Below are 22829 nucleotides of genomic sequence, written 5' to 3' on the forward strand. Positions count from 1 at the left end.
GCGCGGAAGCGTACACGTGTGCGGTCAGGGGGCAGGCAGGAGTTCGGGGAGAAGATCGCGCAGGCGGGCGGCGTACGCGCGGGGGTGGGTGAGGTTGCCGTTGTGGCCGCCGGGGAGCATCGCGACCTCGGTGCCCAGGAGGGCGGCCAGTTCGTCGGCGCAGCGGCGGTCGAAGACGGCGGGCGGGGTGGTGAGGCCGGCGGCGGGCAGGATGCGGGTGCGGCAGCCGGTCAGGTCGAGGTCGTCGTCGATGACGGCGGTGAAGTCGTGGCGGATGAAGTGGTCGAAGTTGGCCTGGCGCTGGGCGGTCATGGGCTGCGGCGTCAAACCGGGCTCGGCACCGCTACCAGCACCGCCACCAGCCCCGCCACCAGCAGGGCCGCCGGTGATGCCGAGGACGCGGGCCACCTCCTTGATGGCGGGCTCCAGGCCGGCTTCGAGGTAGAGGTCGCGGATCTCGGCCAGCTCCGCCCGGTGCCGGTCGCGTTCGGCGGCGGGCAGGAGCCAGGGCGAGACGGGCTCGTGGGCGATGAGCAGGCTGAGCTGTTCGGGGTGGCGCATGGCCAGGTGCAGCCCGATCGAGGCGCCCAGGCTCAGCCCCAGCATGATCACGGGCTGGTCGGTGAGGTGGGCCAGCAGGCGGTGCGCGTCGTCGGCGTGCTGCCGGACGCTCGCCGCCGTCCCGGTGCTCCGGCTGAGGCCGCGCCGGTCGTAGGTGATCACGGTGTGCGCGTCGGCGAGGTGGTCCACCAGGTCGACGCTGCGGTCGGCGTCCCCCTCGCCGCTCTGGGAGATCAGCAGGTACGGCCCCGTGCCGCGGGTCTGGTAGTGGAGGTCGGCGTCGTGCACACGCAACATCGTCATGCCGACAACTCTAATTTATCATTTCTGATGTATCAAATTTGATGGATTATTGGCGGAGCTGCGGGATGAGCCGATCGGCCAGCTCCTCCAGGGCGGCCACCGTCTCCCGTACGCGCTGAGGATCGTCCGTGCCCAGTGCGGCGGCCAGCGCGGCGTCGATCGGGGTGTCCCGCACGCGCGTCACCCGCTCCGACACCTCGGGCGCCTCCCGGATGATCGTGCGGCGGCGGTCCCTGGGATCGGTCTCGGCGATCACCGCTCCCACGGTGCGCAGCCGTCCGATGGCGGCGGACACGGCGCTCTGCGGCAGCCCCGTCCGGCCGGCGATCTCGCCCACCGTCGTCTCCGGATGGGCGCGCAGGTCGCTCACGACGATCAGGACGGTCCGGGCACTCGTCGAATGCTCCCCGATCCCCTCGGACGGCATCGCCTCCTCGCCGATCTTCATCAACGCCCGGCCCAGCAGGAACAGCTCAACCCCATTCACGCTACGCAACATACCCGCGCGGCTCGATAGGGTCGGGTGGCGTGACGACGGAGCTGGAATGCCTTGCCGAACGGCTGCGCGAGTTCGCGCGGGTCAGGGAGTGGGAGCAGTTCCACACTCCGAAGAACCTGGCGATGGCGCTGGCGGGTGAGGTCGGGGAGCTGGTGGCGGAGTTCCAGTGGCTCACCGCCGAGGAGTCGCGCGCGCCCGATCCCGAGACGCTCGCCCGGATGCGGACCGAGCTGGGTGACGTGACCCTGTACCTCGTGCGGCTGGCGGACGTGCTGGGGGTGGACCTGCTGGAGGCGGCGCGGGTCAAGCTCGACGCCAACGACCGCCGCTACGACGCCGACGCCTACCGCGGCTCCGCGAGAAAGGCCCCACCGTCCTGACGCGCGCATGGGCGCGCCATCCGCAGGCCGCACGGTCGCGCCATCCGCAGGCCGCACGGGCGCGCCATCCGCAGGCCGCACGGGCGTGCCAGTCCGCCGGGCGCACCGTCGAGCTGGCCGCGTTGAGAGTGCCGTCCGCAGGGCGCGCGGCGTCGAGCCGGCCGCGCTGAATGCCCCGCGCAGGCCGCACGGCGGCGAGTCAGCCGCGCTGGAAGTGCCAGAACAGCATCGACGGCCGTCCGGCGACCGCCGCGTGTGCCGCCTCGGGCGCGAGGTCGCACAGGGCCCACGGCCACAAGTCCCACCGCTCCAGCACCTCGGCCCGCTCGCCCGGCTCGCCCTCCGGATGCAGCGGCTCCTCGCACCGCCGCACCAGCAACCCCGCCGCCAGCGCCGCCCGTACGTAATCGCCGACCAGATGCCGGTACGTGGCCACCCGGCCAGGACGCCCGTCCGGCAGCCGTACGGACGGCACCACACCCCGCGCGACCCCCTCCGGATGGATGTCGGCGGTCACCACGTGCCCACCCGGCCGCACCACCCGCGCGAACTCGGCCAGCACAGGCCCCAGCACCCGCACGTGCGTCAACGCCAGCGAGCAGACCACCAGATCCACGGACGCGTCCGCCAGCGGCAGCGCGGACAGCTCGCCCAGCCGGAACTCCGCCTGCGGCACCCGCGAACGCGCCCGCTCCAGCATGTCGGGCGAGCTGTCCACGCCGTGCACCCGGTGACCGCGACCGGCCAGGTAGGCGGCGAGCCGGCCGGTGCCGCACGCCGCGTCCAGCGCGTCACCGGCGGGCAGGGCGCCGACGATCTCCCTGATGAAAGGCTCGTCGAGGTCGAACGCCGTGTTCGGGCCGTCGTAGGTGCGCGACCAGATTCGGTAGCCCGCCACGGTGTCCACGCGGGCGACCTCGACGGCGGCGCCGGCCAGGGAGTCGTCGTCCAGGAACTTGCGGATCTCGGCCAGCCGCGCCTCGACGAACGCGCGGTCGTGCTCGCCGTTGTAGGACCGCATCAGGGCGATGCCCTCCAGGCCGAGCACGTACGCCAGCGGGTGCTCGTAGGTCACCCGGCCACGCTAACGACGCCCGGGGCGCGCGGGCCATCGAATATCGAAGAGCGCACCCTGACGTTTGTCGGAGGCTTCTCGTAGGGTGACGGGCATGCGATTCGGGGTGCTTGGCCCACTGGCCGTCTGGACGGACGCCGGGGAGACCGTCACGGTCCCCGGCCTCAAGGTCCGGGCGCTCCTCGTGGACCTGCTCGTCCACGAGGGCCATCCGGTGTCGGTCGACCGGCTGGTCGACGACCTGTGGGGCGAGGAGCCGCCGGCGAACCCGGCGGGCGCGCTGCAGGTGCGCGTCTCCCAGTTGCGCAAGGCGTTCGAGGACGCCGAGCCGGGCGGCAAGAACCTCGTCGTCTCCCGCGCCCCCGGCTACCTGCTGCGCGCCGACGACGGCGCCGTGGACGCCGTGCGCTTCGCCGGCCTGCTGGCCAGGGCCGAAGCCACGGACAGCCCCAGGACCAAGGCCGGGCTGCTGGCCGACGCGCTGGCGCTGTGGCGCGGCCCCGCGTACGCGGACTTCGCCGACGAGGAGTACACGAGGTCGGCCATCCACCGCCTGGAGGAGCAGCGGCTTTCGGCGCTGGAGCAGCACGCCGAGGCGCGGCTTGAGCTGGGCGAGCACGGGCTGCTCGTGGGCGAGCTGGGCGACCTGGTCAACCGCCACCCGCTCAGGGAGCGGCTGCGCGCCGTCCACATGCGGGCCCTCTACCGGGCCGGGCGCCAGAGCGAGGCGCTCGCCAGCTTCGGCGAGCTGCGGGAGCGGCTGGCCGACGAGCTGGGCCTCGACCCGGGGCCCGACCTGGTCGCGCTGCATCAGGCGATCCTCGGGCAGGACCCGGCGCTGAGCGTGCCCGCCGACCGGCCCGTCACCAACCTGCCCGCCGCCGTCAGCAAGCTGATCGGCCGGGACGAGGCGTTGGGCGAGGTGTGCGGGCTGGTCGAGGAGGAGCGGCTGGTCACGCTGACCGGTAGCGGGGGTGTCGGCAAGACCCGGCTGGCGCTGGAGGCGGCCAACCGGCTGCTCGACACGTTCGCGGACGGGGCTTGGCTGGTCGCGCTCGACCAAGGGCCCCGGTCACCGGCGGAGGCCGTGATGGCGGCGCTGGACATCAGGGAAGAGACCGGCGTCCCGACGGCCCCAGACGACACCGCCTCCGGAACGGCCGCCGGGGCCGGGGCTGGGGCTGGAGCTGGTGTGAACGGTGGCGGGGGTCAGGCTGGGGCCGCCGATTGGAGCGGCGGCGGCGGCCAGGCCAGGCCCGAACGCGCCGCGGGTACGGTCGCGCCCGGGAGCACTGGCGGGCCGAGCGTCATGCCCGGGAGCAGTGGTGGGTCGAGTGTCGCGCCCGGGAGCAGTGGTGGGCCGGGCGTCGCGCCCGGGCGCGCTGGCGGGCCGGGCGCGTCAGGCTGGGCCGATGGTGCTGATGCCGGGCTGGCGGCGAGGCTGGCGGCCGTGTTGCGCGCGCGACGCATGCTGCTCGTCCTGGACAACTGCGAGCACGTGGTGGAGCAGGTCGCCGAGCTGGCAGAGGTGCTCCTGCGGGCCTGTCCCGGCCTGCGGATCCTGGCGACGAGCCGCGAGCCGCTGGCCGTGGCGGGCGAGGTGCTGTGGAGCGTCCCGCCGCTGGACGTCCCCACCGGCGCCGACCTGGCCGTCATGGCCCGCTCCGACGCCGTGCGGCTCTTCGTGACCAGGGCCGCCGCCTCAGCTCGGGGCTTCCGGCTGGAGGCGGGCAACGCGCAGGCCGTCGCGCAGCTCTGCAGGCGGCTGGACGGCATCCCGCTGGCGCTGGAGCTGGCCGCGACCAGGGTGCGGGCGCTGGGCGTACAGGGCGTGGTGGCCAGGCTGGACGACAGGTTCCGGCTGCTGGCCTCGGGGCAGCGGGGCGCGCCGGCCCGCCAGCAGACGCTCACCGCCGTGATCGACTGGAGCTGGGACCTGCTGTCGGACGAGGAGCGCGTCGTCCTGCGCCGCCTGGCCGTGCACGTGGACGGCTGCACGCTGGAGGCCGCCGAGTCCGTCTGCGGCAACGCCGAGACCCTGGACGTGCTGGACTTGCTGGCCCGGCTGGTGGACCGTTCGCTGGTGGTGGTCGTGGACGCCCCGGCCGGGGTCAGGTACCGGCTGCTGGAGTCGGTGTCGGAGTACTGCCGCGCCAGGGTGTCCGACGCGGGCGAGCTGGACGCCGTACGTCACGCGCACCTGAACCACTACCTCGACCTGGCCTTACGAGCCGAGCCGGGCTTGTACGGCCCTGAGCAGCGTGACTGGCTGCTGCGCCTGGACGCGGAGGCCGCCAACATGCGGGCGGCCCTCGACACGGCGGCGGCCCGCGGCGACGCGCGCGGCGCGGCCCGGCTGGTGAACGCGCTCGCCTGGTACTGGTTCCTGCGCGGCAGGCTGGCCGAGGGCCGCCGGGCGATGGCCCAGGCACTGGCCGTCCCACCCCACGCCGACGACCCGACGCCCGCCGCCGGCAGCCGCGCCTACGATCCGGCGCCCGCCGTTGGCGGTCGTGCCTACGATCCGGCGGCTGTGGAGGGCCGTGCTGACGACCCCGAGCAGGCCAGGACGGGGCGTGGCGAGGACGCGGCGCGGGCCAGAGCAGGTCGCGGCGACGATCCGGCGCCCGCCGTTGGCGGCCGCGCCTACGGTCCGGCGGCCGTGGAGGGCCGTGCCGACGACCCCGCGCGGGCCAGAGCGGGGGGCGGTGAGGACGCGGTGCGGGCCAGGGCGGCGGCGTGGGAGGTGGGGTTCGCTCTGTGCCTGGGCGAGCAGCCCGACTGGCGGCCCGTCCTGGACGCGATCGAGGACGAGGGGGAGCGCGCCAGGGCCAGGCTCTTCGTCGGGCTGCAGGTGGACGACATGCCGGCCGGGCAGGAGCAGACGGAGCTGGCGCTGGCCACGTTCAGGGAGAATGGCGACCGATGGGGCATCGCCACCGCGCTCACCCGGCAGGCCATGGACGCGTTCACCCTGCGCGACCAGGAGGCCATCGAGCGGATCGCGGGGGAGAGCGCCCGCCTGTTCACCGAACTGGGCGACAAGTGGGGCCTGCTGCGCGCCACCGAGTGGCTGGCCTCGCTGGCGCAGATGCGGCGCGACGCCGACCAGGCGAACCGGCTGTTCGGCGAGGGGCTGCGGATGGCCGAGGACCTGGGGCTGTGGCCCGAGGTGGCCACGCACACCGCCTGGCTGGGCTGGGTGGCGCTGGAGAACGCGCAGTTCGACCGGGCCATCGAGCTGTGCGGGAGCGCGCTGAAGCAGTCCGAGGCGCAGGGCTACAGCAAGGGCTCGACCATGGCGGAGATGGGCGTGGCCTACGCCGCCCGCAGGTCGGGCCGGCTCGAACTGGCCGAGCGGCACCTGCTGCACCTGCTCGAACCGCTGTCCCGCGACCCTGACGGCGATCCCGCGCTGCACCTGCCCGACACCCTGATCGAGTTGGGCTGGCTCACGGAGCTGCGCGGCGACCTGGCCGGGGCGATGGCGCTGCACGCGGAGGCCATGGCGTTCGGCTGGCGGATCGGCGACCCCAGGACGACGGTCGGCGCGGTGGAGGGCGCCGCCGCGGCGGCAGGGCCCACCGAGAAGTCGGCCCTGCTGCTGGGGCTGGCGGCGGCCACCAGGGAGAGCTACCAGCTTCCGCCGAACGCGGCCGAGCTGGAGGACATCGAGCGGGCCACCGTGCGGACGCGCGAGGCGCTCGGCGAGCAGGCGTTCGCGGCGGCGTTCGCCCGGGGCGGCACCTACAAGCTGGACGACGCCCAGGGCCTGCTCTGATCGTGCTCCAGAACGGCATCGAAGCTGCTCTGATCGTGCCCCAGAACGGCATCGGAGCTGCTCTGATCGTTCAGATGGGCGGCCAGGCGGTCGAAGAACTCGATCCACCCCGCCCTGGCCCCCTCGGCGTGCTCCTCGTCGGTGTTCACCCCGTACTGGTGGAAAAGCATCTCGGTCCCGCCACCCACGTCGGCGAGGACGACCGTCACGATAGAGGCGGGCCCGTCGCCCGGCTGATCGGGGTCGCCGGTCGTGAACACCAGCCGCTCCGGCGCCACCACCTCCCGGTACGCCCCCTCCAGCGTCACCTCGAACCCCTCCTCACCCACCAAAGTGGCCCGCCACACCCCGCCGGGCCAGGCGTCCAGCGTGATCCGTCCCACCGGCGTGGCCAGCGTCGCCGGCCCGAACCAGCGGGAGAACCGCTCGGGCTCGGTCCACGCCGCCCACACGTGCTCGCGCGGCGCGTCGAAGAGGCGGGTGAGTTCGTACTCGGCGGTCTGGGTCATCGTGCTGCCCTCCTTGGTGTCGATGACTCCACGGTGACCGGACGGGCTTACGATCCCCTTCTCGCGACCTTTAGGCGGTGGCAGGCTGGGACCCATGAGGATCATCCGCGCCGCGCAGGTGCTCACCGGGCGTCCAGGAGAAGTGATCGCGGACGGCGAGGTCCTCATCGACGGAACGAAGATCGTCTCGGTGGGGCCGCGTGGCAGCGCGGGGGAGGCGGGCGAGGTTCTCGACCTGCCGGGCCACACGGTGCTGCCCGGCCTGGTGGACGCCCACGTGCACCTGGGGTTCGACGACAAGGTCGATCCGGTGACCGGGCGCAGCCCGGAGAGCGAGCACCACCTGCTGCTGCGGATGGCCGAGAACGCCCGCAAGCTCGTCTCCGCCGGCGTCACCACCGCCCGCGACCTGGGCGGGCGCGGCTTCCTCGACGTGGCGTTGCGCGACGCGATCGAGGAGGGCCTGGCCGTCGGCCCGCACCTCGTGGCAGCCACCCGGCCCATCACGATCACCGGCGGCCACTGCTGGTACATGGGCGGCGAGGCCGACGACGAGCCCGCCATCCGCCGCGTGGCCCGCGAGAACCTGCGGGCCGGCGCCGACTGCCTGAAGGTGATGGCCTCGGGCGGCCTGATGACGCCGGGCGCGCCGCCGAGCTGGGTGCCGCAGTACAGCACGGAGCAGCTCCGCGTGGTCGTCGAGGAGGCCGCCACGCGCGGCAAGCACGTGGCGGCGCACGCCCACGCGCACGCCTCCATCCGCGGCTGCGTCGAGGCGGGCGTCACCACCATCGAGCACTGCTCGTTCTTCACGCCGTCGGGCCACCAGTACGACGGCAAGCTGGCCGACCTGGTCGCGTCCAGCGGCACGTACGTGTGCCCCACCGCGCACGGCGTCGTCCAGCGGATCGCCGAGGTGCACGGGCAGGCGATGCTCGACGCCTGGCTGGCCGGCATCGCCGCGATGCGCGACGCGGGCATCCGGGTGATCGCGGGCACCGACGCCGGGTTCGCCGTGGGGGACATCGCCAACCGCACCGATGGGTACGTCGGGGGCCTGGAGACGTTCGCGTCGGTGGGCTACCGCAACGCGGAGATCATCGAGCTGGCCACGGTGCTGGCGGCCGACGCGTGCGGGGTGGGCGAGGTCGCGGGCAGCCTGGATCCGGGCAAGCGGGCCGACCTCATCGCGGTCGCAGGCGACCCGCTCGAACGCATCTCCGACCTGCGCAACCTCGCGCTCGTCCTGGTTTCGGGCCGATCGGTCGGGCAGGCGGGCGTGGACACCGTGACCGCGTCCGTCGGTTGAACGTTCCCGAGAGGAGACCTGATGCTGCCCTGGTCCGCCGAACTGGCCGGCCGCCTCGACCACCACGTCGTCGAGAGCGACCTGCTGCGCGACAACCCGCTGGGCGACCCGCACGAACGGCCGCTGGTCGTGTATGTGCCGCCGGGGTACGACGACGCGCCCGAGCGCCGCTACCCGGCCCTGTACGTGCTGCTCGGCTACACCGGGCACGTCGGCATGTGGTTCAACCGGGCGCCGTTCCGCCAGCCGTACCCGGAGCTGGCCGACGCGATGTTCGCGGCCGGCGACGCGCCGCCCGCCATCGTCGTGTACGTGGACGCGTGGACCTCCCTCGGCGGCAGCCAGTACCTCGACTCGCCCGCCACCGGCCGCTACCACTCGTACCTGCGTGACGAGATCGTCCCCTTCGTGGACGCCCGCTACCGCACTGTCGCCGACCGCGACCACCGCGCGGTCACCGGCAAGTCCAGCGGCGGCTACGGGGCGATGGTGACCGCGATGCTCGCGCCCGACGTGTTCGGCGCGCTGGCCACCCACGCGGGCGACGCCCTGTTCGAGGTGTGCAACCGGCCGCGCTTTCCTGTGCTCGCGCGCAGGCTGCGCGACATGTACGACGGCTCGTACGACAAGTTCCTCGCCGACTTCCGCGGCCGGCTGGCCGGCACCAAGGACGGCGACCTCGAACTGCTGGAGATGTACGCCTACGCGGCCGCCTACTCCGCGGACGGCGCCGTCCGCATGCCGTTCGACGACACCGGCGCGGTCGTGCCCGAGGTGTGGGAGCGGTGGCTCACCCTCGACCCGGTCGTCATGGCCCGCGAGCCGCGTCACGCCGAGGCGCTGCGCTCGATGCGGGCCGTCTGGGTGGACGCGGGGAGCAAGGACGAGTACTACCTCGACTTCGCGGCCGTCGCCTTCCAGCGGGCGCTGGAGGAGGCGGGGGTGCCGGGGGAGCGGGTGCACTTCGAGCTGTTCGAGGCGGGGCACGGAGGCATCGAGTATCGCTATCCGCTCGCCCTGGCGTGGCTGTCCCACCGTCTCACGCAGGACCCCGGTGACCTCCGGTGATCAGCTCCAGGACCTGCTCCAGCTCCCGGGCCGAGGCCCGCGCCGAGCTCCACGCCGCCCGCAGCCCGTCGTCGTGCCAGCGCGGCACCACGTGCACGTGGTAGTGGAAGACGTCCTGCCCCGCGACCGCGCCGCTGTTGTGCCGCACGTTCACGCCGTCGGGGGCGAGAGCCGTCCTGAGCAGCGCGGCGACCCGGTGCACCATGCCGGCGACCTCGCCGTGCGACGCCTCGGAGATCTCCCACACGTCACGCGCGTGGACCCGCGGCACCACCAGGGTGTGCCCGGGGGCGGCGGGCCTGCGGTCCAGGAACGCCACGGTGTGCTCGTCGGCCAGGACCCGGTAGGACGGCGATCGACCGGCCGCGATGTCGCAGAAGACGCAGTCGCTCATCCCACGATGGTCGCACCGCCCCGCCGGTCAGTCGCTGTCCAGGACGTGGCGCAGGTAGAAGTCCGGCTTGGCGAGGAAACGCCGCCAGTGGTCGACCACCTCAAGCTCGTCCCACTCGGTGCTCCTGATGCCGTCCTCGCCCAGCTCCACGATCTGGGCGCCGGGCAGGGCGGACAGGATCGGCGAGTGGGTGGCGCAGATGATCTGCCCGCCCTCGCGCGCGACCTGGTGCAGGAGGCCGACCAGGCGCAGGCACGACTGGAACGACAGGGCCGCTTCCGGCTCGTCCAGCAGGTAGAGGCCCGGCCCTGCCAGCATCCGGTCGAGCACCGTGAAGAACCCCTCGCCGTGGGACTGCTCCGCGAGGTTGCCCGCCCAGTACCCGGGCAGGCCGGACACCCGCTGCCCCAGGTTGAAGAGGGTCTCCGCGCGGAAGAAGAAGCCCCGCCTGCGGCGGCGGGGGCCGCGCAGCAGGCCGAGGCCCGTCACGGTCAGCTCGGCGTCGAGGGCCGCTCCGAGCGGCGACGGCTCTCCCGTGGACGCGTACCTGGTGCCCGCCTTGCCGCCTTCCGCGTTGATGCCGCACACGTCCGCGATGGCCTCCACCAGGGTGGACTTGCCCGACCCGTTCTGACCCACCAGAAACGTGACCTGGCGGTCGAAGCTCAGCCCGTGCGTGTGAAGGTGGCGGACGGCGGGGAGCCCGGCGGACCAGTCGGACGGCAGGCGGGGAACGCGGAGCCGCTGCAGCAGCACGTCGGGATCCTCACGCTTGCGGATAAGGTGTCCGGCTCAGCCTAATCAGGTACGCGCCGCGTGCGGCGGCCCTGCCACGCCCCGCCCGCCCAGGACGCTAGGCTGCCGCAATGGATCTGAAAGAGCAGGTACGCGAGCTGCGCCTGCAGGGCAAGTCCCCCAAGGAGATCGCCCGCGCGCTCAAGGTCTCCCCGTCGGTCGTGGCGCCGCTCGTCCGCGCCATCGCCGCGGAGACCGCCGAGACCGCGGCCCCGGCCGAGGCCGAGGTCGTCGGCTGCTGGACGAACGTGGGCTGGAGCGAGGGGCTCGGCCTCGACCCGGCGCGCGGGTGGGTGGACGAGGCCCCCGATTCCGGCGTGGGCGGCATGGTGTGCGTGCTCGTCGCCCGGCGGCACACCTGGGACCGGCTGTCGGTGTGCGGGTACCTGGCCGACGTCTACTGCATGGGCGTCAAGAGCGTCATCGGCCCTGACGTGCTCGACGACCGCGACCTGGCGCGCTTCCGCGAGTACTTCTTCGGCGAGTACCCCGGCTGGCAGGAGGCGCCGATCGAGCTGGCCAGGCACCTCGTGTTCGGCTCGATCGACCACGCGCGCACGCTCGGCTTCGAGCCGAACGACCTGTTCTCGCTCGGCTCCGACCTGCTCGGCAAGTGGGAGGAGGAGTCGGCCATCACGTTCGGCCGCGACGGCAAGCCGTTCTACGTGGAAGGCCCGGAGGACGACGCCGCCAAGGTGCTGCGCACGCTGCGCCGTACACTCTCCGACGACCAGTTCGGGTACGTCACCGCAGGCCGGTGACCCGCAGCGTCAAATTCAGGCGGCCGGAGGCCAGCCCGGTGGCGGGATCGCCGGTGCCCGGGTAGACCTTCGGCACGCCGTGGTAGGCGAAGCGGGACGGCCCGCCGAACACGAACAGGTCGCCCGAGTCGAGCCGCACGTCGGTGTACGGACGCCCGCGCGTCTCAGTGTTGCCGAAGCGGAACAGGCAGGCGTCGCCGACGCTCAGCGACACCACCGGGGCGTCGGACCGCTCGTCCTTGTCCTGGTGCATGCCCATCTTGGCCTGGCCGTCGTAGAAGTTGATCAGCGCGGTGTCGGGGTCGTACTCCAGCTCGCGCCCGTACGCGCGGGCCACGGCGCGGCGGCCCAGGTCGGCCAGCCACTCCGGGAGGTCCGCCACCTGGCGGCCGTTCACGTCGTGGGCGACGCGCGTGTACTTGTACGGCTGCCAGTGCCAGCCCAGGCACACGGTCTGCACCGACATGACGCCGCCGCTCGGCAGCACGGTGTGCCGGATCGGCACCGGGCCCCTCGCCCACCCGCGGCACGCCTCGACCAGGCGGCGTTGCTCGTCGAGCGTCAGCCAGCCGGGGACGTGGACCGCGCCGGGGGTGATCTCCCTCATCGGCAGGGGGATCATGAGGGCTCCTGGGTCGCGCGCACTCGTCTCCTCCTCCGCAAGGTCACGGCCGGTCGCCGCACACTCCTGCGAACCTACGCCCTGTCGCCTTTCAGGACATGTGCACCCCGAACGCGCCGGCGGCGGCGTTCTCCTGCACCGCGCGCTCCTGCGCCACCGTCCACCCGGACGCCACCCGCAGCGCGGCGAACTCCCGCTCCAGCGTCGTCGCGGACGTCGTACGCGCGTCGGTGCCGATCGTGACCGCCAGCCCGGACGCCAGCAGCCGGGTGGCGGGATGGGCGGCCAGACTCGGCGCCGCCCCGGTCTGCACGTTGCTGATCGGGCACATCTCCAGGGTGATCCGGTCGCGGCGGAGCCGTTCGAGCAGGGCGGGGTCCTCGGCGCTGCGCGCGCCGTGCCCGATGCGGCGGGCGCCGAGCACGTCGAGGGCCTCCCACACGCTGGAGGCCCCGGCGGCCTCGCCCGCGTGGACGGTGCACGGCAGCCCGGCCCGGTGCGCGAGGTCGAAGGCGGGGCGGTGGGGCGTGCCGGGGTAGGCCCGTTCGTCGCCGGCCAGGTCGAGCCCGCTGACCACGTCGCGGCGGCGGACCGCGGTCTCGGCGACGGCCAGGCTCTCCTCGGGGCTCTGGTGGCGCAGGCAGCACAGCAGCAGCGCGGTGCGCACGCCGGTCGCCGCCCGCCCGTCCGCGAGCCCGTCGGCGACCGCGGTGACCGCCTCGTCCAGCGTCATGCCCTGGCGGCCGTGGAGCTGCGGCGCGAACCGCGCCTCGCCGTGGACGACGCCGTCGGCGTGCCAGTCCTCGACCAGCTCGCGCGCGGCCCGGCGCAGTGCCTCGGGCGTCTGCAGCACCTGCAAGGGCAGGTCGAGGTAGGTGAGGTAGCGGGCCAGGCTGCCGCAGTGGGGCGGCGCGACGACGAGGTCGGCGACGGGACGGTCGAGGGTGACGCCCTGCTCGCGGGCCAGGTCGGCGATGGTGTCCGGACGGACGGAGCCGTCGAGGTGGCAGTGCAGGTCGTGGCGACCGGTGGTCATGATGGCCCTTCTCCGGACGGATCACCCGCCCGTCTAATCGATTAGAACGTGCGGTGCCTTATCTAATCGTTTAGATGCGAGAATGTAAACCCATGAGCACTTCCGCCAGCAGGCCGGTCACCCTCGCCGACGTGGCCCGCAGAGCCGGCACCTCCACCGCGGTGGTCAGCTACGTCATCAACGACGGCCCGCGTCCCGTGGCCGCCGCGACCCGCGAGCGCGTGCTGGCCGCCGCGGCCGAGCTCGGCTACCGTCCCAACCGCATCGCCCGCGCGCTGCGCTCGCGAGTCACCGGCGTCGTGGGGCTGGTCCTGGCGGACGCGCTCAACCCGTACTTCGGCGCGCTGGCCCGGTACGTCGAGCAGGGGCTCGCGGGCCACGGCCGGCTCATGCTCATGGGCAACGCCGGCTACTGCGCCGAACGGCAGCGGCAACTCGTCGAACGCTTCCTCGCCGCCCAGGTGGACGGCCTGCTCATCACCTCCGCCGACGCGGGCGACGACACGGCGGCCATGGCCCGCGCCGCCGGGGTGCCCGCCGTGTACCTGCACAACGGCCCGGCCTCGGGACAGACGCCCGTGGTCGCCGCCGACAACGAGCACGCCGTCGAGGAGGCCGTCGCCCACCTGCGCGCCCACGGACACCACGACGTCGCCTTCCTCGCCGGCCCCCACGACCTCGGCCCCGTCGGCCGCAGGCGCGAGAGCTGGCAGGCCGCCGCCGGCGCCGGCGGCACACTGCTGCGCTCCGGCTACTCCCGGGCCGAAGCGGACGCGCTGATCCGCCGCCTGGCCGCCACGGACGCCGTGCCGCGCGCGCTGATCGCCGCCACCGACGAACAGGCGATCGGCGTGCTGTCGGGGGCCAGCGCCGCCGGCCTGCCCGTTCCTGACGGGGTGGCGGTCGTCAGCCTGGACGGGACCCCGGACAGCGCCCACACCGCGCCGTCGCTGACCGTCACCGGGCAGCCGCTGGAGTCGATGGCACGGCAGGCTGTCGACCTGCTCTTCGACCCGACGGGTCCGGTGACCGCCCCGCACGCGCCGCTGATCGTCCGGCGTAGTTGCGGGTGTGAGACGTAGCGCGGGCCTTCTCCGGGGAAGGCGATGGCGGTCTGCGGACAACAACAGGTGACCGACGTCCGCCGACCCAGAGGCCCCGCATGAACGAGCCATACCTGACCGCTCCTCCCGGCACCACGGCGCCGTCGCCGGACGACGCCGCGGCGATCGAGCGGTCCTGGGACGAGCCCGAGTGTTTCGGCGCGGTCTTCGACGCGCACTACACCGAGATCCACGGCTACGCCTCCCGCCGGCTCGGCCCGCACGCCGCCGACGACGTCTGCGCCGAGACGTTCGCCCTGGCCTTCAGCCGGCGCCGCCGCTACGACCTGAGCCACAGCAGCGCCAGGCCCTGGCTCTACGGCATCGCGACCAACGTCATCAGCCGGCACCGCCGCGACGAGGTGCGCCTCTTACGCGCCGTGGACAAACTGCACCCGCGAGCGGAGCCGTCCCAAGGCCATGAGGAGGAGGTGGCGGCCAAGGTGAGCGCGCAGCGCGTCACCAGGACGCTCGCCGGAGCCATCGCCGCCCTCCCGGCCGCCCAGCGGGACGTCCTGCTGCTGGTGGCGCTCGCGGGGCTGAGCTACGACGAGGTGGCGCAGGCCTTGGACGTGCCGTTCGGGACGGTGTCCTCGCGGCTCAACCGGGCCCGCAAGAAGCTGCGCAAGGCGCTGGGCGGCACGAATCCCCTGCTCGATGAGGAAGAGGTCTGACGATGAACGAACTGGATCTCGTCCGTAGCGTGTACGACGACCCCGCCCCGCCGTCCGCGTCCGCCGCGGCGTCCGCCCGCCGCCGGATGCTGACCCAGGACGACCGCCTGAAGCGGGACCGGGAGCACGGTCGGATGCGGGACCGGGACAACCCCCTGCCGGTGTGGCGGCGGCGGCGTGCGTGGCGCATGCCGCTCGGCCTGATCGCCGCCGCCACGGCCGCGCTGATGGCGGTGGGCCTGACCCTCGCCCCCGACGGCGACCTCACCCGGCTGCTCCCCGGCCTGACACTCCCCGGCGGCGGCCCCCTCATCCAGACGCCTCCCGGCGGCGACCCCACACAGCCGCTCCCAGGCGTGACGACCGGCCAGGACACCTCGTCCCCCCGAGGCATGATGCTGGCCGCCGCCACCCAGGCGGAGCGCCAGCCGCAGGCCCGCTACTGGTACACCCACCAGCGCACGGCCTTCGCGGCCCGCGCACTCGGCGAGACGGGCGGCTACGTCGTGGAGGAACGCGCCGAGTACTTCAGATGGACCGGACGCAGCCGCGGCGACGGCACCTCCTTCTACGGCCGCGACTTCCCCGGCAAGCCCCAGACCCGCGCCGACGCCGACGCCTGGCGCGCGGCGGGCTCCCCGTCCCGTTGGCGGATCCGCTCGTCGGGCCTCACCCGGGCGGTCGAGTCCAAGCCCGGCCCCTGGCAGGAGGATGACCCGGACGCCCACGGCGGCGGCACGTTCAACGTCGCCGGAGTCGGCCAATTCACCTACCAGGAACTCCAGGACCTGCCCACCGACCCGGAAAACCTGCGCACGCTCCTGTGCGAGGGCCATGTGAAGCTCGCCGACGGCCGCGCCGGTGCCACGAAACGCTGCGTGGACGCCAAGAGCGTGCTCCTCCGGGTCTTCTCGGTCCTCTCGGACACGCCCGTGCCGCCCCGGGTCCGCGCCGGTCTCATGCGCCTGATCACCGACTATCCCGGCGTACAAAGCCTGGGCGCCGCCACCGACCCGCTCGGGCGGAGCGCCGTCGCCCTCGCGGCCCCGTTCGAGAGCGCGGACGGCCGCGGCAGCATCCAGTTCCAGGTGCTCTTCGACCAGCGGACCGGCGAGTTGCTGGGCAGCCGCGACGTCCAGCTCACACCGGGGCCGGACAGCGAGGAGTGGCAGGTTCCCGGCAGGGTGCTGGACTACTGGTCAATCGTGGACTCCGGCTGGACCGACCACCAGCCCGGCGTCCCGAACTAGCGGCCGGGAGGTTCGCTAGCCCGGCGTCCCGCCACAGCCGGTACTCCTCCGGCAAGCACACGGCACACGGCCGGTACCCCGCCGCGACCGCCGTCCGCGCGTCGGCGAAGAACACCCGCTCCCGGACATAACCCCCGCGCGCGATGGCCCGCAGCGCCGAGGGACAGTCGAGCCGCCCATACAGCCGGGCCTTCCGGTGCCCGCCCAGTGTGCCGGGCACCGGACTCGCATACGTCCGCCCATCAGCGCCGACCAGCGTGAACGCCACGACCACCCGCGTCGCGCCCCTCGCCGGGCTCACTTCGCGTCGTGCAGGACGAGCCCGAGCGTGTGCCGCAGCCCAGACCGTACGGTGCTCACCCCGTGCCGCACCGGCGACGCCGACCAGCCACGCGACGACCGCACGGGACGGTCGCGCGTGGTGAAGATCAGCCCGTGCCCCTGCGGCAACATCGTCACCGTGCCCCGCGACTGCGCCCGGGGCCGCTGCTCCACCAGCAGGAACTCGCCGCCGGTGTAGTCCTCACCCGGCCGGTCCAGCCCGATCACCACCTGCAGCGGGAACACCAGGTCTCCGTAAAGGTCGCGGTGGAGGGCGTTCCAGTCGTTCTGCCGGTAGCGCAGGAGGATGGGGGTCGGGCGGGTCTGTCCGGCGCGGTGGCACATGTCCAGCCATTCGGCGAAATCATCCGGCCAGGGCGCGGGCTGCCCCAGCCTCGCCGCCCAGTCCCTGGCGATCGGCAGGAGCCTCGGGTAGAACGCCGCCCGGAGCTCCTGCACCAGGGGTGGGATCGGGTGGGTGAAGTAGCGGTACTGACCGGCGCCGAAGCGGTGGCGTTCCATGTCGATGGTGGCTCGGAAGAAGCCGGCGTCGTCGTACAGAGCGGAGATCTCTGCACACTCCCCGGAGGTGAGGAGCTGCGGCGTCAGCGCACACCCGTGGGCGTCCATCTCGGCCGCCAACTCCTCCCACCGAGCCCCCGCCAACCGCGCCGAACCCTCGGTCAGCAGTTCGTTCCCACCAGTGTTCACAGCGTGCTCCAGAGTTGGGGCTGCAGCACGCCTTCCAACGTGAGCAGCGCGTGCTTGCGTTCGAGACCGCCCGCGTACCCAGTCAGGGCGCCGTCGGCGGCGATGACGCGGTGGCACGGCAGGAGCACAAGCAGTGGGTTCGCGCCGACGGCCGCCGCGACGGCGCGGATCCGGTCCGGGGGCGCGCCGACGCGTGCGGTCAGTGCGCCGTAGCTGGTCGTGGTCCCGTACGGAAGCCGCGCCAGCTCCGCCCACACCCGCTCCTGGAACGCGGTGCCACGCGGGGCGAGCGGCAGGTCGAACCGGGTGCGCTCACCCGCGAAGTACTCCCCGAACTGCCGCTCCGCCTCCACGAACACGCCCGACTCGTTCCGCCGACCCGCCTCCGAAACCAGCGCACGCTCCCGCTCCGCCTCCGCGATCAGGTCGGTCCGCCGACCCGCCTCCGCGACCAGCCCCCGCTCCCGCCCCGCCTCCGCGACCGCGCGCGGTTCGCGCACCTGCCCCGCCCGTCCCGAAGCCGCGCCGAACGTGGTCGCGTCGGACGAGGCCGCGTCGAACGACACGCGGGTCAGCGCCGTGCCGTCCCCCACGAGCAGGATCTCGCCCAGCGGGCTGTCGATCGTCGTGTAGATGTCCATACTCTCTTCAACACCACACCCACCCCCGAAGGTCGGCGGTTTTCGGACGTCGCGGCAGCCGCCTCCCCTGACGTACGCTCACCTTGATCTGCGAGCGAGGAGTGAGGCATGGCGGAGTCGCGCGAGCACACCTTCACCGGCACGAGGGGCGGCAACACGGTCCGCGAATGGCCCCATGAGCGCCCGCGGTACCTCGCGATCCTGGTCCACGGGTACGGCGAGCACATCGGCCGCTACGAGTACGTGGCCGACCGGCTCGTCCATCACGGCGCCGCCGTCTACGGCCTGGACCACATGGGGCACGGCAAGTCGGAAGGCGACAGGGTGCTCGTCGAGGACTTCGAGGACGTGGTCACCGACGTGCACGCCGTCGAGGAGCACGCCAGGAAGGAGCACCCCGGCGTGCCCGTCGTGCTGATCGGCCACTCGATGGGCGGCATGATCGGGGCCCGCTACGCCCAGCGGTACGGCTCCGGCCTGGCCGCGCTCGTCCTGTCGGGGCCGGTGATCGGGGAGTGGGAGGCGGTGCGCACGCTGCTGGCGTTCGAGGAGCCGCCGGACGTGCCGATCGACCCGGCCACGCTCTCCCGCGACCCGTCGGTGGGCGCCGCGTACGCCGCCGACCCGCTGGTGTGGCACGGGCCGTTCAAGCGGGCGACGCTGGAGGCGTTCGCGACGACCCTGGACACGATCGCCAAGGGCGGCACGTTCGGGCCGCTGCCCACCCTGTGGGTGCACGGCGACGACGACCAGCTCGTGCCGCTGCCCGCCAGCCGGGCGGGCATCGCGGCGGTCAGGGGCAGCGACCTGACGGAGCGGATCTACGCGGGGGCCAGGCATGAGGTGTTCAACGAGGTCAACAAGGACGAGGTGCTCGACGACGTGACGTCTTTCATCGATCGCGCCCTGCCGCGAGCCTGACCCGTCCACCGCGAGGTAGTGGTAGCCGTCCTGATTCGTCGTCTACCGCGAGGTGGCGGTAGCCGTCTTGTGTTCGCGGCGGGCGTGGTGTCCGATCCGTCCCCTGCGTGGTGCGCTGCGGCACGGAGGGCGGATGTCAGCGGACGGGCAGCCAGACCTGCCCCGACCCTCGATCACGCGACAGCTCGACCTTCCAGCAGCCCGCCTTCGGAAACACGAACCCGGTGCCCCACTCCTGCCCGGGACGTCGCCACGTGGATCCCGAGTGTTCCTCGGGGCCCCACTTCTGCTCGGCGGTCGTCCCGTCGGGAAGGGAGGCGCGGACGCGCAGTGGCCCTTCGCCGGTCATCCGCCACACGATCTTGACCTCCTTGCCCGCCTTGAGCGGCGTCGCGTCCACGAACAGCAGCCCCCACAACTCGGCGTACCGCGCCGTCCCCCGCACCTCGGGCAGCGGCCCGCCCTCCAACACCGGCGTGCCGTTGCACCCGACGCCGGTGACCGTCGGACCAGGACTCGCACTCGCACGGACGTCCCCAGACGTCGGCGCCCCGCTCGAAATGGACCTGCTGTCGGGGTACGGCGCCTCGCTCGGGGCAGACCCGCTGCCAGGGGACGGCGCCCCGCTTGGAACGGACCCGCTGCCGGGGGACGGCGCCCCGCTCGCGGCAGACTCACTGCCGGTGGACGGCGCTCCGCCGGCACACCCCTCGACCACCACAGCCACAGCCACAGCCACCGACGCCACTCCGCTAATCACCAACCGCATGAGACAACCTCCTCGCCCTCCATACCTCCACCACGGGCGAAAGGTTCCAACTACGCGTCACGTCCGTTGACACGTAGATCGAGTTAGCGCAAACATGACCGGCATGCTTCGGCGACCATCCCTCACCGCGCTGACCGCGGCGGTGGCCTTACAACCGTTAGCGTCACCCCAGGCCACCGCCGAAACCACAGCCGCCCTCGCCCCCGGGAGGTTAAGGCGCCAACTTCAATCAGAACCTGGACGCCCTCGACTACCGAGAGCTGACCGAGACCGGCGGCAAATGGATCCGCGGGTTCTTCCCGATGCCGACCGCCGACCAGGGCGCCCCCGCGAACCACACCACGATCCGCACCATCACCGCCGCGGGGCCATGCGATGTTTGCGCTAACGCCCGCAGCCAGGACCCAACGGCCGTCCCACCCACCTACAACCCCCCGAAAACGGGCAACGTGAGCGCCGACGGCCGCTCGGCGTCCTGGAAGATCTCGAACCGGGTCGGCCGAGTCCCCACCGCCTCCTCAACCGCCTCCCCGGTCCCGTGATTTCGCGCGAACCGCGGAAACGCCCCGCCCGCCACCTGCACCCGCAGCCGATGCCCGCGCAGGAACCGATACCCGGTCGGATGCAGCTCCACCTCGGCCTTGACCACGCCGTCGCTCCCGGCGGGCAGTCGCAGGATGCCGTCCGTGACGTTGCGCGACACGCCGGTCTCGTCCACGTCGCACAGCCGCACGAACAGGTCGGCGTGCCCGGTGTCCGTCCGCACGTACACGGTGGCCGAGACGGGGCCGATCAGGTCGAGGTCGCGGGGGAGCGGCGCGCCGGTGTGCACGAGCACGTCGGACCGGGCCTCGACGGCGCGGTTGTCGCGCTGCTTCGACTCGCGCATGTCCAGGAGCGGCCCGCCCACGGAGCGGGTGGGGTGCGCGGGATCGTAGGTGAACACGCCGGGCGCCCCCTCGCCGGGCGCGCTCCACCCCAGCCTCCCGTACGGGAGCAGATGCAACTCCGTCGGGACGGACTGCGGCGGCGGCCACCGGTCGAAGTCCAGCCAGCGGCCGGCCCGCTGCAGGTAGAGCCGCACGGGGGAGCGCTGGAGCTGGGCGGTGTCGCCGAGCAGGTGCGCCGACAGCCACGACACCTGCTCGGCCATCAGCGCCCGCATCACGCCGAGGTCGTGCCCCCAGGGGCCGATCAGGATCCGGCTGCGGTTCCCGGCCTCGCGCAGCGCGGCGTAGTCGCGTAGCTGCGCCGGCAGCAACAGATCCCACCAGCCGGTGACCATGCTGGTCGGCGTGGTCATCTTGACGGCGGCGGCGCTGTTGTCGGTGTCCGCCCAGAAGGTGTCGCCCACCCCGGAGTGCGCGGCGACCTCCCGCAGGAACGGCACCTGCTTCCCGATCGCGGCCACGTCCGACCTGCCGATCGGCACGTGCGCCATCGCCCGCCGCACCCGCCGGTCCTTGCGCGGATCCGGCAGCAGCCCGCCCAGCGGCGCCTCCTCCTGCGTGCCGATCAGCGACGCCCAGGTCAGCAGGTTGTGCAGGGCGAACACCCCGCCCGGATAGAACGTCGTGGCGAACTCACTGGCCGTCACCCCCAGACACATCGCCTCCAGCGGCGGATCCAGATACGGCCCGATCGCCCACTGCGTGAACCCGACATAACTCGCCCCAGCCGTCGCCAGCCGCCCGTCACACCACGGCTGCTCCCGCAACCACGCGGCCGTGGCCAGGCCGTCCTCCTTCTCCTGGTGGAACGCCGAGAACCGGCCGCCCGAGCCGAACGTCCCCCTGGCGTCCTGCACCACCACCTGCATGCCGCGCCGCGCCAGAATCCTGGCCGTCCCCTTCGAGTCCAGCTTGTGCTTTCCGTACGGCGTGCGCATCAGCACCACCGGCAGCGGCCCCTCCCCGCGCGGCCGGTAACGATCGGCACGCAGCACGACCCCGTCGGGCATCGGGACGGGGAGGTCGCGGGCGATCTCGATGTCGGGAGTGGTGGCCTCCGGCAGGCCGAGAAGCTGATCGAACAGTCTGCTGAGCATCCCCATGGCAGATCCTTCCGCTCCTGCCCCAGAGTACGACCCAGCTCGCTTCCTGAGAGGCGATGACTTTTCATCTCGCCTTCGGTCTCCATGCACGAGGAGGCGATATGAGCGACCAGAGACGGGCACTGATGGCGGGCGTGGCGCTGCTTGAGCGGGCCATCGACTACTCGCTCGGCAGCCTGCGCATCGTGACCCCGGCGGCTCTGTGCCGTCCCACGCCTTGTGCGGGGTGGAGCTTGCAGGAGCTGCTGCAGCACCTGGGCGACTCTCTGCACGCCTTGAACGAGGCCGCCACCGGCCACATCTCGACAGACCCCGCCGCCGACCGGCCCGGTGTGCATCGGCCCGTGACTGGCCGCCTCGCCGCCGACCGGCCCCCCGTCGTTGACCGGCCCATTGTCGTCGACCGGCCCGCTGCCGCTGACGGGCGTGCGGCCGTACATGGAGAGGCAGGCGTGCCGTCCGCGTGCGGCGATGTGGGCCTCCCGGCTACGCACGGCGACGCGGGCGTGCCACCCGTGCGCGGGGCGACCGTGCCCCCTGTGCGCGGGGCGACCGTGCCGCCCGTGCGCGAGGCGGTGGGCGTGCCGTCCGTGCGTGCGGAGGTTGGCATCTCGCCCCTGCATGGCGACGCGGGTGTGGCGTCCGTGCGCGGGGACGTCGGCGTCTCGCCCGTGCGGCTTCACCCCAATCCCGCCCTCATCCTGCGGGACACCGCAACGGAAGTTCTCGGCCGTTGGACCGCCATCACCAGGGCCGACCTCATCACCGTCCACGACCGCCCCCTTACCTCCCCGATGGTGGCCGCGGTGGGGGCCATTGAGGTGGCCGTGCATGCCTGGGACGTGGCGAGGGCGTGTGGCGAGCGCCACCCGATTCCGGCGCTTCTGGCGGAGGAGTTGCTGGATCTGGCTCATCTGTTCGTCACCCGCGCCGATCGGCCTGCGAGGTTCGGCCCGCCTGTGACCGTGCCCATGTGCGCTCCCGCTCAGGATCACCTCCTCGCGTACCTCGGACGCTACCCCGCCTGGCCCGTTCTCGGCTGAGCGCCCGTCCCGACGAAGCGCCCGAGCCGATAGGCGTCCGCCTGAGTCGAGCGGTCGCCGACGATCAAGCGATCGGGTCAAGCAGGTGCCCATTCCTCACATCCGCCGCCCCCACGCCGTACGATCACCATGTACGGCAAAGTCACACCACAGTTCGCGACACCACAGTTACCGGAACCCGCGACGCCCTGCCCGATACGGTGAGAAGATCGGGAATGGTCGTCCTGTCACGGGACGGCCACGCAAACCA

At 73.0% G+C, this 22829-nt stretch carries 23 protein-coding genes; 10 read left to right on the forward strand and 13 right to left on the reverse strand.

Annotation, left to right across the window (positions count from 1 at the left end):
* Positions 1-24: 24 nt before the first annotated feature.
* Both ABD331_RS06930 and ABD331_RS06935 read right to left on the reverse strand, forming a co-directional pair.
* Positions 25-864 (reverse strand): alpha/beta fold hydrolase, encoded by an 840-nt coding sequence (locus tag ABD331_RS06930; protein WP_344471712.1) that lies wholly within the window; start codon positions 862-864, stop codon positions 25-27.
* Between the two features lie 46 nt (positions 865-910).
* The gene (locus ABD331_RS06935; protein WP_344471715.1) at positions 911-1351 is read right to left on the reverse strand and encodes a MarR family transcriptional regulator; all 441 of its coding nucleotides are present in this window, start codon (positions 1349-1351) and stop codon (positions 911-913) included.
* A gap of 41 nt (positions 1352-1392) precedes the next feature.
* Here ABD331_RS06935 and ABD331_RS06940 point away from each other — a divergent pair, with 41 nt between their 5' ends.
* Positions 1393-1743 (forward strand): nucleotide pyrophosphohydrolase, encoded by a 351-nt coding sequence (locus ABD331_RS06940; protein WP_344471718.1) that lies wholly within the window; start codon positions 1393-1395, stop codon positions 1741-1743.
* A 199-nt stretch (positions 1744-1942) separates the two neighbouring features.
* Here the strand turns inward: ABD331_RS06940 and ABD331_RS06945 are convergent, their stop codons facing one another.
* Positions 1943-2818, reverse strand: a complete 876-nt coding sequence (locus tag ABD331_RS06945) for a class I SAM-dependent methyltransferase (protein WP_344471721.1) — start codon at positions 2816-2818, stop codon at positions 1943-1945.
* Positions 2819-2912: 94 nt separating this feature from the next.
* Between ABD331_RS06945 and ABD331_RS06950 the strand changes: the two genes are divergently transcribed.
* A complete protein-coding gene (locus ABD331_RS06950; RefSeq protein WP_344471725.1) occupies positions 2913-6599 on the forward strand; it encodes an AfsR/SARP family transcriptional regulator in 3687 nt (1228 codons plus the stop codon).
* On the opposite strand, the gene ABD331_RS06955 is transcribed toward ABD331_RS06950, so the two are convergent.
* Entirely contained in the window at positions 6566-7108 is a 543-nt protein-coding gene (locus ABD331_RS06955) for an SRPBCC family protein (RefSeq protein ID WP_344471727.1), read from the reverse strand. The genes ABD331_RS06950 and ABD331_RS06955 overlap by 34 nt on opposite strands.
* 94 nt (positions 7109-7202) lie before the next feature.
* Between ABD331_RS06955 and ABD331_RS06960 the strand changes: the two genes are divergently transcribed.
* Together ABD331_RS06960 and ABD331_RS06965 are read left to right on the forward strand one after the other, a co-directional pair.
* Positions 7203-8417 carry an amidohydrolase family protein gene (locus ABD331_RS06960; protein WP_344471729.1) on the forward strand — a complete coding sequence of 405 codons (1215 nt, stop codon included), beginning with the start codon at positions 7203-7205 and terminating at the stop codon, positions 8415-8417.
* A gap of 21 nt (positions 8418-8438) precedes the next feature.
* Complete coding sequence (locus ABD331_RS06965; RefSeq protein WP_344471731.1) at positions 8439-9485, forward strand: alpha/beta hydrolase; 1047 nt, start codon at positions 8439-8441, stop codon at positions 9483-9485.
* On the opposite strand, the gene ABD331_RS06970 is transcribed toward ABD331_RS06965, so the two are convergent.
* Positions 9457-9879, reverse strand: coding sequence for an HIT family protein (locus ABD331_RS06970; protein WP_344471733.1), 423 nt, complete (start codon positions 9877-9879; stop codon positions 9457-9459). The genes ABD331_RS06965 and ABD331_RS06970 overlap by 29 nt on opposite strands.
* Positions 9880-9906: 27 nt before the next feature.
* On the reverse strand, positions 9907-10635 hold the full coding sequence (locus tag ABD331_RS06975; RefSeq protein ID WP_344471735.1) for an AAA family ATPase: 729 nt from the start codon (positions 10633-10635) through the stop codon (positions 9907-9909).
* A 110-nt stretch (positions 10636-10745) separates the two neighbouring features.
* Between ABD331_RS06975 and ABD331_RS06980 the strand changes: the two genes are divergently transcribed.
* Positions 10746-11435, forward strand: a complete 690-nt coding sequence (locus ABD331_RS06980) for a helix-turn-helix domain-containing protein (protein WP_344471737.1) — start codon at positions 10746-10748, stop codon at positions 11433-11435.
* Here the strand turns inward: ABD331_RS06980 and ABD331_RS06985 are convergent.
* Together ABD331_RS06985 and add are read right to left on the reverse strand one after the other, a co-directional pair.
* Positions 11419-12057, reverse strand: coding sequence for an alpha-ketoglutarate-dependent dioxygenase AlkB family protein (locus tag ABD331_RS06985; RefSeq protein ID WP_344471740.1), 639 nt, complete (start codon positions 12055-12057; stop codon positions 11419-11421). The genes ABD331_RS06980 and ABD331_RS06985 overlap by 17 nt on opposite strands.
* 91 nt (positions 12058-12148) lie before the next feature.
* Positions 12149-13093 (reverse strand): adenosine deaminase, encoded by a 945-nt coding sequence (add, locus tag ABD331_RS06990; protein ID WP_344471742.1) that lies wholly within the window; start codon positions 13091-13093, stop codon positions 12149-12151.
* Between the two features lie 92 nt (positions 13094-13185).
* Between add and ABD331_RS06995 the strand changes: the two genes are divergently transcribed.
* The 3 genes from ABD331_RS06995 (at position 13186) to ABD331_RS07005 (ending at position 16120) form a co-directional block, all read left to right on the forward strand.
* Positions 13186-14175: a LacI family DNA-binding transcriptional regulator gene (locus ABD331_RS06995; RefSeq protein ID WP_344471744.1), complete on the forward strand. Its 990-nt coding sequence runs from the start codon at positions 13186-13188 to the stop codon at positions 14173-14175.
* An 80-nt stretch (positions 14176-14255) separates the two neighbouring features.
* Positions 14256-14870, forward strand: coding sequence for an RNA polymerase sigma factor (locus tag ABD331_RS07000; protein ID WP_344471746.1), 615 nt, complete (start codon positions 14256-14258; stop codon positions 14868-14870).
* Between the two features lie 2 nt (positions 14871-14872).
* Positions 14873-16120: a CU044_5270 family protein gene (locus ABD331_RS07005; protein ID WP_344471748.1), complete on the forward strand. Its 1248-nt coding sequence runs from the start codon at positions 14873-14875 to the stop codon at positions 16118-16120.
* Here ABD331_RS07005 and ABD331_RS60895 read toward each other — a convergent pair.
* From ABD331_RS60895 to ABD331_RS07015, 3 genes are read right to left on the reverse strand one after another with little or no spacing between them, the layout of a single operon-like run.
* Positions 16011-16421, reverse strand: coding sequence for an Ada metal-binding domain-containing protein (locus tag ABD331_RS60895; RefSeq protein ID WP_425565957.1), 411 nt, complete (start codon positions 16419-16421; stop codon positions 16011-16013). The two genes, ABD331_RS07005 and ABD331_RS60895, sit on opposite strands and share 110 nt — an antisense overlap.
* A complete protein-coding gene (locus tag ABD331_RS07010) occupies positions 16418-17152 on the reverse strand; it encodes a 2OG-Fe(II) oxygenase (protein WP_344471750.1) in 735 nt (244 codons plus the stop codon). The genes ABD331_RS60895 and ABD331_RS07010 overlap by 4 nt, the downstream gene beginning before the upstream one ends.
* Positions 17149-17793 carry a methylated-DNA--[protein]-cysteine S-methyltransferase gene (locus ABD331_RS07015; RefSeq protein ID WP_344471752.1) on the reverse strand — a complete coding sequence of 215 codons (645 nt, stop codon included), beginning with the start codon at positions 17791-17793 and terminating at the stop codon, positions 17149-17151. The genes ABD331_RS07010 and ABD331_RS07015 overlap by 4 nt, the downstream gene beginning before the upstream one ends.
* A gap of 108 nt (positions 17794-17901) precedes the next feature.
* On the opposite strand from ABD331_RS07015, the gene ABD331_RS07020 reads away from it, so the two are divergent.
* Positions 17902-18714: an alpha/beta hydrolase gene (locus ABD331_RS07020; RefSeq protein WP_344471754.1), complete on the forward strand. Its 813-nt coding sequence runs from the start codon at positions 17902-17904 to the stop codon at positions 18712-18714.
* A 136-nt stretch (positions 18715-18850) separates the two neighbouring features.
* Here the strand turns inward: ABD331_RS07020 and ABD331_RS07025 are convergent, their stop codons facing one another.
* Together ABD331_RS07025 and ABD331_RS07030 are read right to left on the reverse strand one after the other, a co-directional pair.
* Positions 18851-19186, reverse strand: a complete 336-nt coding sequence (locus tag ABD331_RS07025) for a hypothetical protein (protein WP_344471756.1) — start codon at positions 19184-19186, stop codon at positions 18851-18853.
* Positions 19187-19907: 721 nt separating this feature from the next.
* Positions 19908-21530, reverse strand: coding sequence for a CocE/NonD family hydrolase (locus tag ABD331_RS07030; protein ID WP_344471758.1), 1623 nt, complete (start codon positions 21528-21530; stop codon positions 19908-19910).
* A 107-nt stretch (positions 21531-21637) separates the two neighbouring features.
* Between ABD331_RS07030 and ABD331_RS07035 the strand changes: the two genes are divergently transcribed.
* Positions 21638-22579 (forward strand): maleylpyruvate isomerase N-terminal domain-containing protein, encoded by a 942-nt coding sequence (locus ABD331_RS07035; protein WP_344471760.1) that lies wholly within the window; start codon positions 21638-21640, stop codon positions 22577-22579.
* The last annotated feature ends 250 nt before the right edge of the window (positions 22580-22829 follow it).

It is taken from the genome of Nonomuraea monospora, from assembly GCF_039531895.1.
GTDB classification, from domain to species: Bacteria; Actinomycetota; Actinomycetes; order Streptosporangiales; family Streptosporangiaceae; genus Nonomuraea; species Nonomuraea monospora.

What these genes read in the sequence shown, in the direction of transcription:
- ABD331_RS06970 (WP_344471733.1), bottom strand. Translation starts at nt 9,879, where the DNA reads ATGAGCGACTGCGTCTTCTGCGACATCGCGGCCGGTCGATCGCCGTCC.
- ABD331_RS07000 (WP_344471746.1), top strand. Translation starts at nt 14,256, where the DNA reads ATGAACGAGCCATACCTGACCGCTCCTCCCGGCACCACGGCGCCGTCG.
- add (WP_344471742.1), bottom strand. Translation starts at nt 13,093, where the DNA reads ATGACCACCGGTCGCCACGACCTGCACTGCCACCTCGACGGCTCCGTC.
- ABD331_RS07005 (WP_344471748.1), top strand. Translation starts at nt 14,873, where the DNA reads ATGAACGAACTGGATCTCGTCCGTAGCGTGTACGACGACCCCGCCCCG.
- ABD331_RS06960 (WP_344471729.1), top strand. Translation starts at nt 7,203, where the DNA reads ATGAGGATCATCCGCGCCGCGCAGGTGCTCACCGGGCGTCCAGGAGAA.
- ABD331_RS07030 (WP_344471758.1), bottom strand. Translation starts at nt 21,530, where the DNA reads ATGCTCAGCAGACTGTTCGATCAGCTTCTCGGCCTGCCGGAGGCCACC.
- ABD331_RS06965 (WP_344471731.1), top strand. Translation starts at nt 8,439, where the DNA reads ATGCTGCCCTGGTCCGCCGAACTGGCCGGCCGCCTCGACCACCACGTC.
- ABD331_RS06930 (WP_344471712.1), bottom strand. Translation starts at nt 864, where the DNA reads ATGACGATGTTGCGTGTGCACGACGCCGACCTCCACTACCAGACCCGC.
- ABD331_RS07035 (WP_344471760.1), top strand. Translation starts at nt 21,638, where the DNA reads ATGAGCGACCAGAGACGGGCACTGATGGCGGGCGTGGCGCTGCTTGAG.
- ABD331_RS07020 (WP_344471754.1), top strand. Translation starts at nt 17,902, where the DNA reads ATGGCGGAGTCGCGCGAGCACACCTTCACCGGCACGAGGGGCGGCAAC.
- ABD331_RS06980 (WP_344471737.1), top strand. Translation starts at nt 10,746, where the DNA reads ATGGATCTGAAAGAGCAGGTACGCGAGCTGCGCCTGCAGGGCAAGTCC.
- ABD331_RS06950 (WP_344471725.1), top strand. Translation starts at nt 2,913, where the DNA reads ATGCGATTCGGGGTGCTTGGCCCACTGGCCGTCTGGACGGACGCCGGG.
- ABD331_RS06955 (WP_344471727.1), bottom strand. Translation starts at nt 7,108, where the DNA reads ATGACCCAGACCGCCGAGTACGAACTCACCCGCCTCTTCGACGCGCCG.
- ABD331_RS07015 (WP_344471752.1), bottom strand. Translation starts at nt 17,793, where the DNA reads ATGGACATCTACACGACGATCGACAGCCCGCTGGGCGAGATCCTGCTC.
- ABD331_RS06995 (WP_344471744.1), top strand. Translation starts at nt 13,186, where the DNA reads ATGAGCACTTCCGCCAGCAGGCCGGTCACCCTCGCCGACGTGGCCCGC.
- ABD331_RS06985 (WP_344471740.1), bottom strand. Translation starts at nt 12,057, where the DNA reads ATGATCCCCCTGCCGATGAGGGAGATCACCCCCGGCGCGGTCCACGTC.